Consider the following 14671-nt stretch of genomic DNA (forward strand, 5'->3'; position numbering starts at 1 on the left):
TGATGTAGGGGCGTGCGCCCGTTTTTCAAGGGCCAGGCATGGCGGTCGTTGACCGCCCGGCCGGGCCTCAGTGCTCAGCCGTCGGTGGTGATGCGCTCGATCAGCGTCTTGAGCATGGTGTCGGCCTTGTCGTTGGCCACCTGGCAGGTGCCCGCCGCCGCATGGCCGCCGCCGCCAAACTCCAGCATCAGGTTACCCACATGGGTCTTGCTGCTGCGGTCCAGAATGGACTTGCCGGTGGCAAACACCGTGTTCTGCTTCTGCAGGCCCCACATCACGTGGATCGAGATGTTGCACTGTGGAAACAACGCATAGATCATGAACCGGTTGGTCGCCCAGATGGTTTCCTCGTCGCGCAGGTCCAGCACCACCAGATTGCCGATGCGAATGGCACAGCTTTGCAGCTGGGCCTGGGCCTTGGGGGCGTGCTCGCGGTACAGATTGACGCGCTCTTGCACATCGGGCAGCGCCAGGATCTCGTCGATGGTGTGGTCGCGGCAATACTGGATCAGGTCCATCATCAGCGCATAGTTGCTGATGCGGAACTCCCGAAAACGCCCCAGGCCCGTGCGCGAGTCCATGAGGTAGTTCAGCAACACCCAGCCCTGGGGGTTGAGGATGTCGTCGCGTGAATACTGGGCCGAGTCGGCCTGGTCCACGGCGGCCATCATCTCGTCGGTGACGCGCGGGAACGCGGCCTTGCCGCCATAGTGGTTGTAGACCACGCGCGCGGCCGAGGGGGCGTGGGCCTCGATGATGTGGTTCTCGTCGCGGCGACCCGAGTTGCGGATGGTTTCGGACTCGTGGTGGTCGAACACCAGGTGCGCACCCGGCACGTAGGGCAGGTTGGTGGTGATATCGCGGCTGGTGATAGGCACCTTGCCGTCCTGCATGTCCTTGGGGTGGACAAAAGTGATCTCGTCGATCAGGTTCAGCTCATTGAGCAGCACCGCGCAGACCAGGCCGTCAAAGTCACTGCGGGTCACCAGGCGGTATTTCGCATCACTCACTAAATTCTCCTTGTTACGTAGCGCACCGCGACATGGTAGCCGCGCCCCGGCCCCTGGCAAGCGCCGCCTGCGTCAAAAAGCAGGCCGCCCAGGTAGTCATTCCTGCATCCATTCCTGCAGCTGCCGGGCCACGCCCGCATCTGCCAGCAGGTCCAGGTGGCCCAGGCGATAGAACACCGCCTGCCGGGCCTTGGCAAAACCCAGCGTCCTTTCGGGATCATCGTGGATGCCCAGCGCGCTGTGCAAGGGCACCAACCCGTCCCCCACCAACCGCTCGCCCACCGGGCTGCGCCGCGCAGCCAGGGTGGCCGCCACCGCGTGGCACGCGACGGCGGAAGGCAGCGGCACCGGGGTGCGCTGGTCGGGGCTTTTGCGAAAGCGATCGCGCCCCAGCCAGTCCGTATCGAGCACATGGCCGTAGCGCAGGTCGGTGATGCCCGCACTGCGCAACTGGGCCAGGCGGGCAAAGGGGCGTGAGTACGCGGTGCTGCCCAGCAGCACATCCACCCAGTGGCCCGCGCGCTCCAGAGGCGCGCCGTGGTGCGGGGTGCCCAGAAAAACCAGGTGGCGCAGCCGGGGCAGCCAGCCGCCGGAGCCTGCCGGGGCCTGTGCGGCATGGTGACAGGCGCTGCGCGCCACCAGCCCACCCATGCTGTGGGCCAGGATGGACAGCTCCGTCACCGGCACGGGCCACGAAGCCACGAGGGATGCAAGCAGGGCCGATAACTCGGCACCGTTGGTGGATGTGTGCTGGCCGGTGTTGTAGCGCAGGTAGACAGGGGTATAGCCCAGGACCTCGGCCAGATGGGCGCCATGGTCGTGGCCATGGCGCAGCCACTGCAGGTCGTTCATGCACAGGCCATGCACCAGTACCAGGAGCTTGCCCGTGGCGGCGCCCGGTGCAGCCAGCGCGCGCAAGTCCAGGGGCAGACCCTGCTGGTACCAGCCCATCTGCGTGCACAGCGGATTGCCGTCGCGTTGCAGGCGGTCGCCCATCACGCCGTTGAGCGCGGCGATGACCGCCTCGCGCTCCCAATGCACTGCGTCGGATGACGTGGCCGGAGCAAAAAACGGTTCCAGCCGCGCCAGCCCGGCCTGCAGGCCCGCATCCACCAGCTGCGTTACCCCCCGGATGCTTTGGTACACCAACCCGGTCAGCCCCCGCGTACGACCCGGCTGGGCACCGCCCGGCAGCCCCAGCGTGCCCAGCACCGACTGGTGTACCCCCTCGGCCACCCGGCTGATGCCGGTGGTGGCCTGCGCGGCCAGGCGCGCCACACCGCGCAGGTCGGACGCCCGCAACTGGCGCAGCGGGTTGGCCTTCGCCGCAATGGCGCCGTCGACCGGAGGGGCAGAAGCAGCAGGCTTGCGCAGCCGGGGTGTGGACGATGGGGGCATGAAAGGGCTCCGTTTAAAAAATGTCAGGGAGCCCGGGGCTCTCAGAACCGCTCGTTGGGCGAAAGATAACGCCACTGCCCCACCGGCAGGTTGCCCAAGGTCACCCGGCCGATGCGAATGCGCTTGAGACCCACCACCTTGAGCCCCACCAGTTCGCACATGCGGCGGATCTGGCGTTTTTTGCCCTCGGTGAGCACAAACCGCAGCTGCTCGGGGTTTTGCCAATCGACCTTGGCGGGCTTGAGCGGTTCGCCGTCCAGGCTCAGGCCATGGCGCAGGCGTTCCAGCAACTCTCTGGGAAACACCGCCTGCACATTGGTGCTGACCGGGTCACGCTCGTCGATTTCCTGCAGCGGCGCGGAGCGCTCGCCGGGGTGGCGTGGCACCGCCTGACCGGGGGCCTGGTAGACCACGCGCACCAGGTACTCCTTTTCCATCTCGGAGTCCTCGCCAATGATCTGCCGGGCCACGCGGCCGTCCTGGGTTAGCACCAAGAGGCCCACCGAGTCGATATCGAGCCGCCCGCAAGGTGCCAGGCCCCGCAGCTGCGGCGGAGAGAAGCGGTTGCGGCTGGGGTCATCGCGCCAGTGGGTGCGGGGGTTGATCAGTGCCACGGCGGGCGTGTGACCGTCCTCGGCCTGGCCGCTCACATAGCCAATGGGCTTGTTCAGCAGGATGGTGACGCGCTGCTCCTGGAAACCCTGGGCAATCTTGTCCACCTCGATGCGGTCGGCCGCCGTGACCTGCTGGCCCATGGTCGCCACCACGCCGTTGACCTTGACCCAGCCCTGCTCCACCCAGTCGTCGGCCTCGCGGCGCGAGCACAAGCCCAGCTCAGCCATGCGCTTGTTCAGGCGCGAGGTGGGCAAGCCCCCCACGGTGCTGGTGGCAGGCGCAGGCACCTGGCGCACGGGCGCCACAAAGGCGCCTGACGCGACGCGGTAGCTGGACGGCGCTGGAGCGCGGGAGGGACGGGGGGCCCTGGGTGGCGGCGCAGGCCGTGCAGGCGCAGGCTTGGCCGCCAGGGTCGGGCGGCGCAGCACAGGACGCGCGGCAGGCGCAGAGGAAGAAACAGGCGTGGAGCCGCCAGCGTCAGAGGCTGGGGCAGCAGCGGAGCCCGCAGGCGGGCGAGAGGAGGAGGAAGACATTGCGTGTATTTTCGCCTGCGAACTGCTTTGAACAGGTTCTTAGCCTCCAAACTGAGATGCAACGGCCTGGCGCCAGCTACCCCTGGCGGGCCTGCCAGGCCAGGAAATCATCCACCGGCAGGGGCCGCGCAATGTGATACCCCTGTGCCTCGTCGCAGGCCAGGAGGCGCAGGCGCTCCAGGATGGCGGCGGTCTCCACGCCTTCGGCCACCACGGTGAGCCCGAGGTTGTGCGCCAGGTCGATGGTCGAGCGCACGATCATCGCGTCGTCTTCGCCCGTCTCCATGCCCATCACAAATGACTTGTCGATCTTGAGCTCATCGACCGGCAGGCGCTTGAGGTAGGCCAGCGACGAATAGCCCGTGCCGAAATCGTCGATGGACAGCTTGAAACCCTGCTCCGACAGGCGGTTGAGCATGGCCTCGGCGCGCTGCGGGTCGTCCATGATCGCGCTTTCGGTGATCTCCAGGCAAAAGGCACTGGCCGCCACTCCGTGGCGCGCCAGGATGTCAGCCAGCCGGTGGCTCAGCTCGGGGTCGAGAAGGTCGCGGGTGGAGAGGTTGACCGACACCCTGAGCGGCAGGCCCTGCGTGCGCGGGTCGGCCAGCAGGCGCGCGACTTCTTCAAACATCCACAGCGTGAGGTGGCGCACAAACCCGGTCTGCTCGGCAAACGGGATGAACTGCATGGGCGGCACCAGCCCGCGCTGCGGGTGCTGCCAGCGCACCAGCGCCTCAGCCGCCAGGCCCGGCTGCCCGTGCAAGGGCACCTTGGGCTGCAGGTACAGGCGCAGCTCATGGTGCTCCACGGCGTGGCGCAGCTCGGTCAGCAGCGACAGGGTCTGCGCACTGGACGAATCAAACGCTGCGTCGTACTGCAGGGCTCCGCTGAGCTTGCGCTTGGCGGCATACATGGCGATTTCAGAGCGGCTGAGCAGCGTGTCGGCGTCACCCGCATTGCCCGGCCAGCAGGCAAAACCAATGCCTGCGCTCAGGTCCACCGTCTGGTCCTCAAAGGCCAGCGGTTCCTCGAACGACTGGTTGATGCGCTGGGCAATCTCGTGTGCCGTAGCGGCGTCGGCGCGCTGCAGCAGGATGGCGAACTCATTGCCCCCCAGGCGGGCCACCATGTCATCGGGCGAACGCACCTGCTGGCTCAGACGCTCGGCCACGGCCTGCAGCAGGCGGTCGCCAAAGGCGTAGCCCAGCACGTCGTTGACATGCTTGAAGCGGTCCAGGTCCAGCGTGAGCACGGCCAGCGGCTGCGCAGGATCGGCACTTGCGGCGATGGCCTGCACCACGGCGTCACGAAAGCGCTCCCGGTTGGGCAGGCCCGTCAGGCGGTCCCAGTAGGCGAGGCGGCGGATTTCGGTTTGCTGGGCGCCGATGTCCACGCGCATGTGGTCGAACGAACGCGCCAGGTTGCCGATCTCGTCCGTGCGGTCGGTGTGCTCCAGCGGCACATCGTATTCACCGCGTGAGAGCCGCTGCGTGGCCGCCAACAGCGAGCGCAGGGGCGTGGTGAGCCGTTGCGCCACCAGGCCCGTGCCTGCCGCAAACAGCAGCACACCCGCCACGGTGATGATGGCCAGCAACACCTGCAGCTGGCGATAAGGCGCCACCACCTCGTCCACCGAACGCAGCAGCAGCGAGTGCACCGCCCCCCCCACGCTGTCGAGCTTGCTGGAGCGCGCGAGCAAGGTGCCCTCGGCTGTCTGCAGCTCGCCTGCCGCGCCACCGGTGCTCAGCAGCAAGGCCCGCGCATCTGCGGGCAAGGTGCTGACCGACAGGGTCATCGCCCCCTCCGGGGACTTGATCATCAGGGCCACATGCACCGACAAGAGCTGCCGCATTTCGTCGGCACGCGACTGGTCAATGCGAAAACCCATCAACACCCAGCCAATGACCACAGGGGCACGCATGGGCACCATCACGAACTGGTAGGGCACGCCATCCATCACCGCAACCTGGCTGCCCTGGGGCTGCTGCGCCAGGCGCGGCACCACCTGCCGCAGCGTGGCCGGGAATTGCTCCATGCTGTCGGACAGGCTGACCGCGCGCAGCTCCAGGTCCGTTCCGAGCAGTGCAGTCACGGCTGCGCCGATGCGGCTGCCATGGTTCTCCAGCACCGACTGGATGGTTTCCTCGTCCCCCGAGTTGACCGCCGAGCGAAAACCATAGTCAGCCGCGAGCAGGGCCGATCCCTGGCGCAGCTGCTCGGCATTCTGGTCGAGCAGGCGGCGCCAGATGTTTTCGTCCAGGTCCAGGGCCCGCGCGATCTGGGCGCGGGCATTGCGGTCGATGGAGGCCCGCACCACGGCAAACCCTGCCGCCTGCACGATGAGCAGCAGCAGCAGCGACAACCCCACCAACCGCAGGATCAGGCTGCGCCGGGCCAGGCGCAGCCGCTTCAAGGTTGCAACCCCGTCATGCGCACCGACGCCGTGGCGGAGCCTGTAGCGGGCACGGTCAGCGCCTGCTCCAGGGCTGGGGCACCCACCGGCAGGCGGGTGTGCCAGGTGCGCAGCGTGTAGGTGCCGGGCGGCACATTGTCGAGCTGCGCCTTGCCCGTGGCGGCGGGGGTACGGGCGTAGTACGGCGTGTCCACCACCAGCACCCAGCCCACCATCTGGTCATGGATGTTGCAGCCCAGGGCCACCACGCCGGCCTTGTCAAACAGCACCGGGTTGGATGGCGTGCCGCTGTAGAGCTTGAGTTCGAACTTCTTGGCCGGCGAGAAGGAGTACACATGGTGCCGCACCGAGTCGCGGTTGGGGAACAGCACCTCGGTGCCCACCGGCACCACCAGCAGGCCGGGCACAAACTGCCGTTTCTCCTGCGCCATCTCCACACCGGTCAGCGGTTTGACCTGCTTGCGCGCCTCGGCCGAGTCCAGGAACACCACCGCATCGGCCACAGGCTTGCCCGCAGCGTCGGACACATCCACCTGCACGGTGCCTGCCTGCGCGCCGCCGGCCACCAACGCCAGCGCAGCGAGTGCCGCTGACGAGGTACGCATGGCGTGACGCAAGGCTTGGTGCACCGCGCGCGGCCGCAGCGTCGGCAGGCCGTCCGGCCTCATGGTTCGATCGCCAGGCCCACCAGGGGCGCGCCATCGCCCACCAGGCCCAGGGGGCGGGTGGCGCCGGTTGCCAGGTCCACCTGGTGCAGCCGGGTCTGGGTATCGGCGGCGGTGCGCACGGCGATGAGGGCGGTGTTGCCCACGTCGGCGATGTCAAAACTCACGTCCGTGAGCGGCCCCAGCCCCAGCGGGCCCACGGTGCGCAGCTGCCCGGCATTGGGCGACACCACGGGCTGGGTGCCCTCGCGCGAGCCCTGCATCACCAGCACGCCCAGCGCACGGTCGATGGCGTAGTTGGTGGTGATCTTGCTGTCGTTGGGGTTGTAGGTGTAGGCGGCACCGGCAATGTCGGGCCTGCGGCGGGCGTTGACATCGCCCCAGGCGTAGCGCAGGCTGGGGTCGGGCTGCACCCCTTCCACCGCAGTGTCGCCATCGACCACCGCCCCGGTGTCGGGGTGCAGACGCAGGTTCTGGCCGGTGTTGGACACCACCCGGATACGGTCGGCTGCCGGGTTGAAATCAAAGCCGAAGACTGCGCCTTGCAGCGCCAGCGCGGCGGGCGCGGGGCCCACCGGGCGCAGCGCGCCGGTGGGGATGTCGAGCGTGTACAGGCGGCCCGCCTGCGACAGCGCATAGAGCACGCCCTTGGCCACGCGGAAGTCGATGCCCACCAGCCGCTCGCCGGGAGCCAGGCCCGTCACGGGGCGCCGCTCCAGGATGCGCTCGGGCTGCGCGGCCTGGAAGGTAATGAGCTCATGCGAGGCCGTCACGGCCACCAGGGTTTCGCGCAAACCGGTGTCGGGCCGGGGTGCCGCACAGCCGGCCAGCAAGGCCAGGGCGGCTGCAGCGAGGGTGGTGCGCAGCGTGGAGGAGGGAAAAAACGGATGCATGAAAGACCTCGCAAGTGTTACAGGTTTATACCTGATTGGTAGCGCCCGTGGCGTGGGCAAGGGCAAACCCCAAGCACCACATTCACTTTGTTTTTGATAGCAACACAGGCATTCATTACCGGCGCCTGCGACGGTTTGTCGAATAATTTCAGCGCCACCTTCTGTTGCACTTTGGCGCCAGTGCACCAGGGTCGTACGGCGAGGTATTTGTAACAAACACGGCTATGCAGATCGGGCATGGGACCATCCTCAACGCTCATGACACATTTTGTTGTTATTGCCTACACTGCACCGACTCCCGCGCCCGTTCAACGGACGCGCGGCGGCCGGTGGGCACCGTTATTGCTTTGCGCAGAGGCCCCCGTTTGATCACGCTTTGATCCTTTTCGATACCCAAGGACCCCCATGCCGGCTGCTTCCACCTTCAAATCCCTGTCGATTTCCAGCCGGCTCAGCCTGGGGTTCGGCTGCATGCTGGTACTCCTGGTGGCGGTGGCGGCAGTGGGCCAGCTGTCCGTGGGCAAAGTGCACGATCAGATGACGCAGATCACCGGCGTAGGCGCCAACAAAGCCAAGCTGGTCAACGGCATGCTGGAAAGCGTGAGCGCCATCGGCATCCAGAGCCGCTCCGCCGCCATGCTCAACGACATCGACCCCAAGCAGGCGCGCGAGCAGATCGTGGCCGTGGGCAAGACGCTCAAGGAATACGCCACGCAAGAAGCCGCTTTGACCCAGCTGCTCACCCCTGCCACGGCCACCCCCGCAGAACTCAAGCTGCTGACCGAGGTGCAGGCCCTGGGCGGCAAGACCCGCCCCGAACTGGACAGCGCCATCAAGGCCGCTGACGACGGCGACACCGTGAGCGCCACGCTGGCGCTGATGACACGCGTGGCCCCCGCAGAAACCGCCTGGCGCGCCAAGCTGCGCGAACTGATCGAGCTGCAAAACACCTTGAATGCCGAGGCCACGGTCTCAGCAGAGCAAACCCAGAGCAGTGCCCGCGTGGTGGGTGGGCTGCTGGTGCTGCTGGCCATCGGGCTGGGCGCGCTGATTGCCTGGCGCATCACGGCCAGCATCACCGCCCCCATCGGCCGCGCAGTCGTGGTGGCCGAGCGGATTGCACGCGGCGACCTCACCTCGCAGGTCGAAGTGCGCATCCACGACGAAACCGGCCGCCTGCTCGAAGCCATTGCCGCCATGCAGGAGCGCCTGCGCACCCTGGTGGGCGAAATCGGCCAGACCGCCGACTCCATCCTGGTGGCCAGCTCCGAAGTGGCTTCGGGCAACCTGGACCTGAGCCAGCGCACCGAACAGACCTCGCACAACCTGCAGGGCGCCGCGACAGCGCTGGTGGACCTGACCGGCACGGTGTCGCAAAGCGCCGACTCGGCCCGCCAGGCCAACCAGCTCGCGTCCACCGCGTCCGATGCGGCCACACGCGGCGGCGAAGTGGTAGGCCAGGTGGTGCGCACCATGGACACCATCAGCGCCAGCTCGCGCAAGATCGCCGACATCATCAGCGTGATCGATGGCATCGCGTTCCAGACCAACATCCTCGCGCTGAACGCGGCGGTGGAAGCCGCCCGTGCGGGCGAGCAGGGCCGCGGCTTTGCGGTGGTGGCGGGCGAGGTGCGCAACCTGGCGGGACGCTCGGCCCAGGCCGCGCGCGAAATCAAGACGCTGATCGGAACCAGCGTGGACCAGGTGCAAGAGGGCAGCACGCTCGTCAACCACGCCGGCAAGACGATTGAAGAACTGGTGCAGTCGGTGCGCCGCGTCTCCGACATCATGGGCGAGATCACGGCGGCCACGCAGGAGCAAAGCCAGCGCATCGGGCATGTGAGCCAGTCGGTGGGTGCGCTGGAAGAAATGACCCAGCAGAACGCCGCCCTGGTGGAGGAAGGCGCAGCCGCTGCCGACAGCCTCAAGGACCAGGCGGGGCGCCTGACACAGATGGTGGGTACCTTCCGCCTGACGCGCGACGGCGGCGACGAAAACAGCTGGGGCACGGCCAGCGCCTCCGCATCGCCCACCGCAGTGCCAGCGCCCACGCGCACGGCAGCCTCGCGCCACCTGGCCTCAGCCCCATCATCCCGCGCTCCCGCACTGCCGCGTAGCTGACGGGACTTTCAATCGGGCGCACTCCACGCCAGGGGCGCCAAGCAAGGACCGCCCCGCAGCGAGGGCGTCGCCCCCTCAGGGGAAAGGCGCACAGCGCCTCAGGGGGGAGTCACACTCGATCGCAACGCCGCCAGGTCCAGCACCCGCAGGCCGCCGTACTCCACCCGGATCGCCCCTTGCGCCTCCAGCGCCGCCAGCGCCTCGTTCACCCGCTGACGCGACAGCCCCACGAGATAGGCCAGCTCTTGCTGCGTGATGCGCAGCACCTCGCCCACGCCCGGGTACAGCACGGGGTTGAACAGCGACGCCAGGCTGCGCGCCACACGCACATCGGGGTTGTTCAGGCGGTCGATCTCGCGGGCTGCAATGAACTGGCCCAGGCGCTCGTTGAGCTGGTTCATCACAAAGCGGTTGAAGCCGATGGAGTGGTCCAGCAGCCAGTGAAAGCTGTCAATCGGCAGCCCGGCCACCACGCTCTTGCGCAGGGCCTGGATGTTGTAGCGATAGGGCTCGCGCTTGATGGTGGTGCCCTCGCCAAACCAGCCGCCGGGCGGCAGGCCCGCATAGGTCATGGTCTGGCCCTGGGCGTTGTCGGTGCTCATCTTGAGCAGGCCCTCCACCACCCCAAACCAGTAGGTCACCGGGCGCCCCACGCGGCACACATAGTCGCCCGCCTTGGCGTCCCCCACCAGCAACGAGGCCACGGCGCGCTCTCGCTCGGCGGGCAGCAGCAAGTCGAGCCACGGAATACCGTCAAGCTCCTGCGGCGTGGGCGAACGGCGCCGCTGGTGCAGCGACAGGTCCTGGTGGGTGCGTGGGTCCATGGCGCAAAGGTTCTCACGAAAAAGGGTGCCCCGCGGCCGCCTCGGCATGCGGGAATACCACGATCCCAATTGTCGCCAGACCGACAAAAAAATGCCAATCGTGACGGGATGATGTCGCCTCGCGCCCCGCCCGTACAGGGCCGGAGCCCCCGAGGAGACAAGCACCATGACCCAACACCCTTCCATCACCGCACGCACCGTCCCACCCGCGCCCACCGCGCCGCGCCCCCTGGCCCGCCGCCAGGTGCTGGCCGCCGCAGCCGCCACCGCAGCGGCCGTCGGCCTGCCCGGGCTGGGCTGGAGCGGCGCGGCCCGCGCGCAGGAGGGCGCGATCAAGATTGCGCAATCCACCGCCGTCACCGGCCCGCTGGGCGACCTGGGCTCGGCCATGCACCAGGGCGCCAAGGCCGCATTTGCGGGCATCAACGCGCGCGGCGGCGTGCATGGCAAGGCCGTCGAACTCGTCACGCAGGATGACACCTACGACGTGCCCAAGGCGCTGGCCAATGTGGAGCAGTTTCTGGCCGACCCTGGGTACTTTGCGCTGTTCAACTGCATGGGCACGCCCATGATCGACGCCATGCTGCCCAAGGTGATCGAGAGCGGCATCCCGTTTTTTGCGCCCTTCACCGGCGCGCAGCTCAGCCGCACCAAGAACGCACGCAACGTGTTCAACATCCGCGCCAGCTATGCCGACGAGGCCGAAAAGCTGGTGCAGCACCTGTCCACCATCGGCATCCAGCGCATTGGCATCGTCTACCAGAACAACTCGTTCGGCAAAGAGGTGTTCAACGCCGCCAAGCAGTCGATGGACCGGCTCAAGCTGCCTCAGGCCGTCACGGTGACCGTGGAGAACAATGCCTCGGACGCGGGCAGCGCCGCAGCCAAGCTGGCGGGCGGCAACCTGGAGGCCATCGTGATTGGCCTGGCGGGCAAGCCCACGCTGGAGTTCGTGAAGGCGTTCCGCGCGATCAAGCGGGGCGTGACGCTGTACGCGCTGTCGGTCATGGGCACCCCGGCGACCGTCAAGGCCCTGGGCGCGGACGCCACGGGCATGGCGATTTCGCAGGTGGTGCCCCTGCCCTCCAACGTGGTGATGCCCGTGGTGCGTGAATTCCAGGCCGCCTGGAAGGCATCCGGCGCCACGGCCGAGCCCTCGCACCTGGCGCTGGAGGGCTACATCAACGCCCGCGTGTTTGCCGAGGCCCTGCAGCGCGCAGGCCGCAACCCCACGCGCGCGGCCTTCATCGACGCCACCTGGAACCTGAAAAAGTGGGACCTGGGCGGGTTCGAGATCAGCGCCAGCACGCCGGACCGCAACGCCTCGCGCTTTGTGGAGCTCACGCTGGTGGGGCGCGACGGGCGGTTCTTGCGATAGCCCCGGGTCACGCCAGTTCTGCGCAGATGTGAGCGGCGCAGGTGGTGCAGCGGACGCCCACATAATCGCTATCAATTAAATAGCTATTGACGCATATTTCACTAGCGCTACTGGTCGATTTCGCCCAAATTTTTCTATTGCGATGCCAACCCGTACCGGTAGCCCTTGAACGACCAGATGGTCCGGCCGGGCTCGATCTTCTCCAGCAGCAGGCCTGGCCCGGCAGGGTCGCCCTCGTGCAGCACCTGTCCGTTGACGATGGCCATGCGGTACACCGGATTGCTGGAATAGGTGACGCCAGAGATCTTGAGCGACGGCAACTGCGCCCGCACAGCCTCGGGCAAGTCGGCCTGGGCAAACACGGTGCCCGTAGCCGCCGGTGCTGCTGAATGAGCTGGACTGGCCGCAGCCATGTCGGGTACACGCGGCGCTGGGGCCGCAGGCACGCGCTCACGGGGGGCAGGCTCTGCAGGGCGTGACCGTTCGGAGTCTGTGGCGGGGGAGCGCGGCGCGACCGGGCTGCTGGACACCGGCGCGGGCCGCTCCCGCTGCGGTGCCGCCGCGCGGGGCGCGGCTGCCGGAGGGGGCGTCACCGCCGCCACCACCGCAGGGGCCGCTTCGGGGGCTGCCGGCAGAGCTGCAGGCGCTGCGGGCGGCGCCGTGGACGCTACCGCCGGCATGGACGGCGCCACAGCGGCGGATGTGGCGGGCGCGGCAGCAACAACGACGGCGCCCGCAGGCACCGGCCGCTGCAAAAACCACCAGGTACCACCGGCCGCCACAGCAGCCACAACCACCACCGCCACGGCCACCAGCACCGGGCTGATGGCCGATCGCCCTGCCACCGGCACGGCACCGGGGACAGGCACCGCCGGGGTATGGATGCCAGGTACAGCGCCACGGCCGCGCTCAGCTTCTGCGCGCCGCAGCGCATCAAGGATGTAAGACACTGGGTTCAGCCTCCGGTGCGCAAGCGCGGTTCGCTCACGCCGTTGACACGGTTGAGCAGCATGAGGGTCAAGGGCCCCGCCCGGCCGTCCGGGGTCACCCCCTGGGCCAGCTGGAAGCGCTGGATGCGGGACTGGCGCTGGGCCGGCGTGGTCGCGCGGCCGGCTGCAGGTACGGCAGCCCGCGTGCCCCCTGCTGCAGCCGTGGCCAGTTGCTGGTCCAGCCAGGCGGCGCCAGCGGGGGTCTCCGCCAGGTCGCCCTTGTCGGGCATGCCGGGCGGCGTGCGCCACAGCGTGGCAATGTCGCCGCGCCACACCTGGGCCAGCTCGGCCACGGGCACGCGCACTGTGCGGCCCCCGCCTTCCAGCGTGGCCGTGTCGCCGTCCAGGCGGCGCAGCACGGCCGACACCGCCACGTCGCCCTCTTCGGACGGGAACAGCGTGAGCAGCACCGGGCGATCGATCTGCCGCACCAGGTTCAGGCCGGCGCGGCGGTTGCGATAACAGCGCAAGCCGTCGCGGGGCAATGCGGCGCAGGCGTCGGCGCCATCGGCCACACTGGCACCCCAGGCCGAGGCCAGCGCCTGCCAGGCGGCGGTGTCGCTGGCGGGCAGTGCGGCCACAAACTGCTGCAGGTCCGACATGGCCACCGGCGCTGCCCCGCGTGGGGCCGAAGCCCCTGACGCAGGGGCTGCGGGCGTTACCCCCGCTGTGCTGGCAGCGCCGCCCGGTGGCGCGCTGGCAGATGTTTTGCTGGCCATGGCGCCCGCAGGCACGGCGGATGTCACGGCGCCTTGCCGAGACCATTGCGGCCAGGCCCCCAGTGCCCAGCCGCCCGCCACCAGGGCGGCTCCCGCCGCCACGCCCAGGCCCGCAACCGCCCAGCGCGGCCACAGGCCCCGGGCGTTGCGCGCCGCAGCGGCCGACGCTGGCGCATCAAACACCTCAGCCGCCGCGCGCTGGACGATGCGGGCGCTGACCTCGCGCACCCCGGCGGCATAGGCACCCAGCAGCGCCCGGTCGCACAGCAGGTTGATGCGCCGGGGAATGCCGCGCGACAGCGTGTGCACCCGCCGGATGGCGCTGCGGCTGAAGGGCAGCAGCCCTTGCAGGCCCGCCACGGCCAGGCGGTGGGCAATGTATTGCTGGGTCTCCTGCGCGCTCAGAGCATCGAGGTGAAAACGCGCAATCACCCGCTGGGCCAGTTGCTCCAAGGCGGGGCTGGCGACCATGGTGCGCAGCTCTGGCTGGCCGATCAGGATGATCTGCAGCAGCTTGCGCTCGCTGGTTTCCAGGTTGGTCAACAGGCGCAGCTGCTCCAGCACGTCGGCCGACAGGTTCTGCGCCTCGTCGATGATCAGCACGGTGTTGCGCCCGGCGCCGTGCGCCGCCAGCAGCGAGGCATTGAGCGGGTCGATGTAGTCCTTGACCGTCTCCACGCCTGCCACTGAGGGCTGGTGGGGCACGCCAAACTCGTCGCAGATGGAGCGCAGCAGCTCGCCCACCGTGAGCTTGGGGTTGAAGATGTAGGCCACATTGCAATGCGGCGGGATCTGCTCCAGAAAGCAGCGGCACACCGTGGTCTTGCCCGCCCCCACCTCGCCGGTCAGCAGCACAAAACCGCCGCCGGCGTCCAGGCCATACAGCAGGTGCGCCAGCGCCTCGCGGTGCCGCTCGCTCATGAACAGGTAGCGGGGGTCGGGGGCGATGGAGAACGGCGGGTGCTGAAGGCCGAAGAACGGGGCGTACATGCCCCGGAGGATACCGCTCGCCCGTGGGCAGGGTTTACCCACCCGGGAGTTACCCCTAAATTGTCGTCGGCAAGACAAGATGACGTCAAAGTGGGTCCTAGCATTCCCCCATCGCGCAATCAC

General features: G+C 68.3%; 12 protein-coding genes. 2 read left to right on the top strand and 10 right to left on the bottom strand.

Features of this window, described 5'->3' with window-relative positions; genetic code table 11:
* Nucleotides 1-74: 74 nt before the first annotated feature.
* The 7 genes from ACTJKQ_RS02115 to ACTJKQ_RS02145 all read right to left on the bottom strand — a co-directional run bounded on the left by ACTJKQ_RS02115 (nucleotide 75) and on the right by ACTJKQ_RS02145 (nucleotide 7766).
* A complete protein-coding gene (locus tag ACTJKQ_RS02115) occupies nucleotides 75-1010 on the bottom strand; it encodes a hypothetical protein (protein ID WP_056059691.1) in 936 nt (311 codons plus the stop codon).
* A gap of 96 nt (nucleotides 1011-1106) precedes the next feature.
* Nucleotides 1107-2408 carry an esterase/lipase family protein gene (locus ACTJKQ_RS02120; RefSeq protein ID WP_440595847.1) on the bottom strand — a complete coding sequence of 434 codons (1302 nt, stop codon included), beginning with the start codon at nucleotides 2406-2408 and terminating at the stop codon, nucleotides 1107-1109.
* A gap of 41 nt (nucleotides 2409-2449) precedes the next feature.
* Complete coding sequence (locus ACTJKQ_RS02125; RefSeq protein ID WP_233194301.1) at nucleotides 2450-3310, bottom strand: pseudouridine synthase; 861 nt, start codon at nucleotides 3308-3310, stop codon at nucleotides 2450-2452.
* Between the two features lie 322 nt (nucleotides 3311-3632).
* A complete protein-coding gene (locus tag ACTJKQ_RS02130; protein ID WP_440595848.1) occupies nucleotides 3633-5969 on the bottom strand; it encodes a putative bifunctional diguanylate cyclase/phosphodiesterase in 2337 nt (778 codons plus the stop codon).
* A complete protein-coding gene (locus ACTJKQ_RS02135; RefSeq protein WP_056060061.1) occupies nucleotides 5966-6574 on the bottom strand; it encodes a methylamine utilization protein in 609 nt (202 codons plus the stop codon). The genes ACTJKQ_RS02130 and ACTJKQ_RS02135 overlap by 4 nt, the downstream gene beginning before the upstream one ends.
* Nucleotides 6575-6633: 59 nt before the next feature.
* Nucleotides 6634-7527, bottom strand: a complete 894-nt coding sequence (locus ACTJKQ_RS02140) for a DUF4394 domain-containing protein (RefSeq protein WP_440595849.1) — start codon at nucleotides 7525-7527, stop codon at nucleotides 6634-6636.
* 17 nt (nucleotides 7528-7544) lie between these two features.
* A complete protein-coding gene (locus tag ACTJKQ_RS02145; protein ID WP_440595850.1) occupies nucleotides 7545-7766 on the bottom strand; it encodes a hypothetical protein in 222 nt (73 codons plus the stop codon).
* Nucleotides 7767-7932: 166 nt separating this feature from the next.
* On the opposite strand from ACTJKQ_RS02145, the gene ACTJKQ_RS02150 reads away from it, so the two are divergent.
* Nucleotides 7933-9648: a methyl-accepting chemotaxis protein gene (locus tag ACTJKQ_RS02150; protein ID WP_440595851.1), complete on the top strand. Its 1716-nt coding sequence runs from the start codon at nucleotides 7933-7935 to the stop codon at nucleotides 9646-9648.
* 98 nt (nucleotides 9649-9746) lie between these two features.
* On the opposite strand, the gene ACTJKQ_RS02155 is transcribed toward ACTJKQ_RS02150, so the two are convergent.
* Nucleotides 9747-10472: a Crp/Fnr family transcriptional regulator gene (locus tag ACTJKQ_RS02155; protein WP_056059696.1), complete on the bottom strand. Its 726-nt coding sequence runs from the start codon at nucleotides 10470-10472 to the stop codon at nucleotides 9747-9749.
* Nucleotides 10473-10638: 166 nt separating this feature from the next.
* On the opposite strand from ACTJKQ_RS02155, the gene ACTJKQ_RS02160 reads away from it, so the two are divergent.
* Complete coding sequence (locus ACTJKQ_RS02160; RefSeq protein WP_440595852.1) at nucleotides 10639-11850, top strand: ABC transporter substrate-binding protein; 1212 nt, start codon at nucleotides 10639-10641, stop codon at nucleotides 11848-11850.
* A gap of 134 nt (nucleotides 11851-11984) precedes the next feature.
* Here ACTJKQ_RS02160 and ACTJKQ_RS02165 read toward each other — a convergent pair whose 3' ends face one another.
* Together ACTJKQ_RS02165 and ACTJKQ_RS02170 are read right to left on the bottom strand one after the other, a co-directional pair.
* Complete coding sequence (locus ACTJKQ_RS02165) at nucleotides 11985-12800, bottom strand: general secretion pathway protein GspB (RefSeq protein ID WP_440595853.1); 816 nt, start codon at nucleotides 12798-12800, stop codon at nucleotides 11985-11987.
* A gap of 5 nt (nucleotides 12801-12805) precedes the next feature.
* Nucleotides 12806-14548, bottom strand: coding sequence for an ExeA family protein (locus tag ACTJKQ_RS02170; protein WP_440595854.1), 1743 nt, complete (start codon nucleotides 14546-14548; stop codon nucleotides 12806-12808).
* Nucleotides 14549-14671: the final 123 nt, after the last annotated feature.

It is taken from the genome of Acidovorax sp. 22279 (genome assembly GCF_052045435.1).
GTDB lineage: Bacteria > Pseudomonadota > Gammaproteobacteria > Burkholderiales > Burkholderiaceae_C > Acidovorax > Acidovorax delafieldii.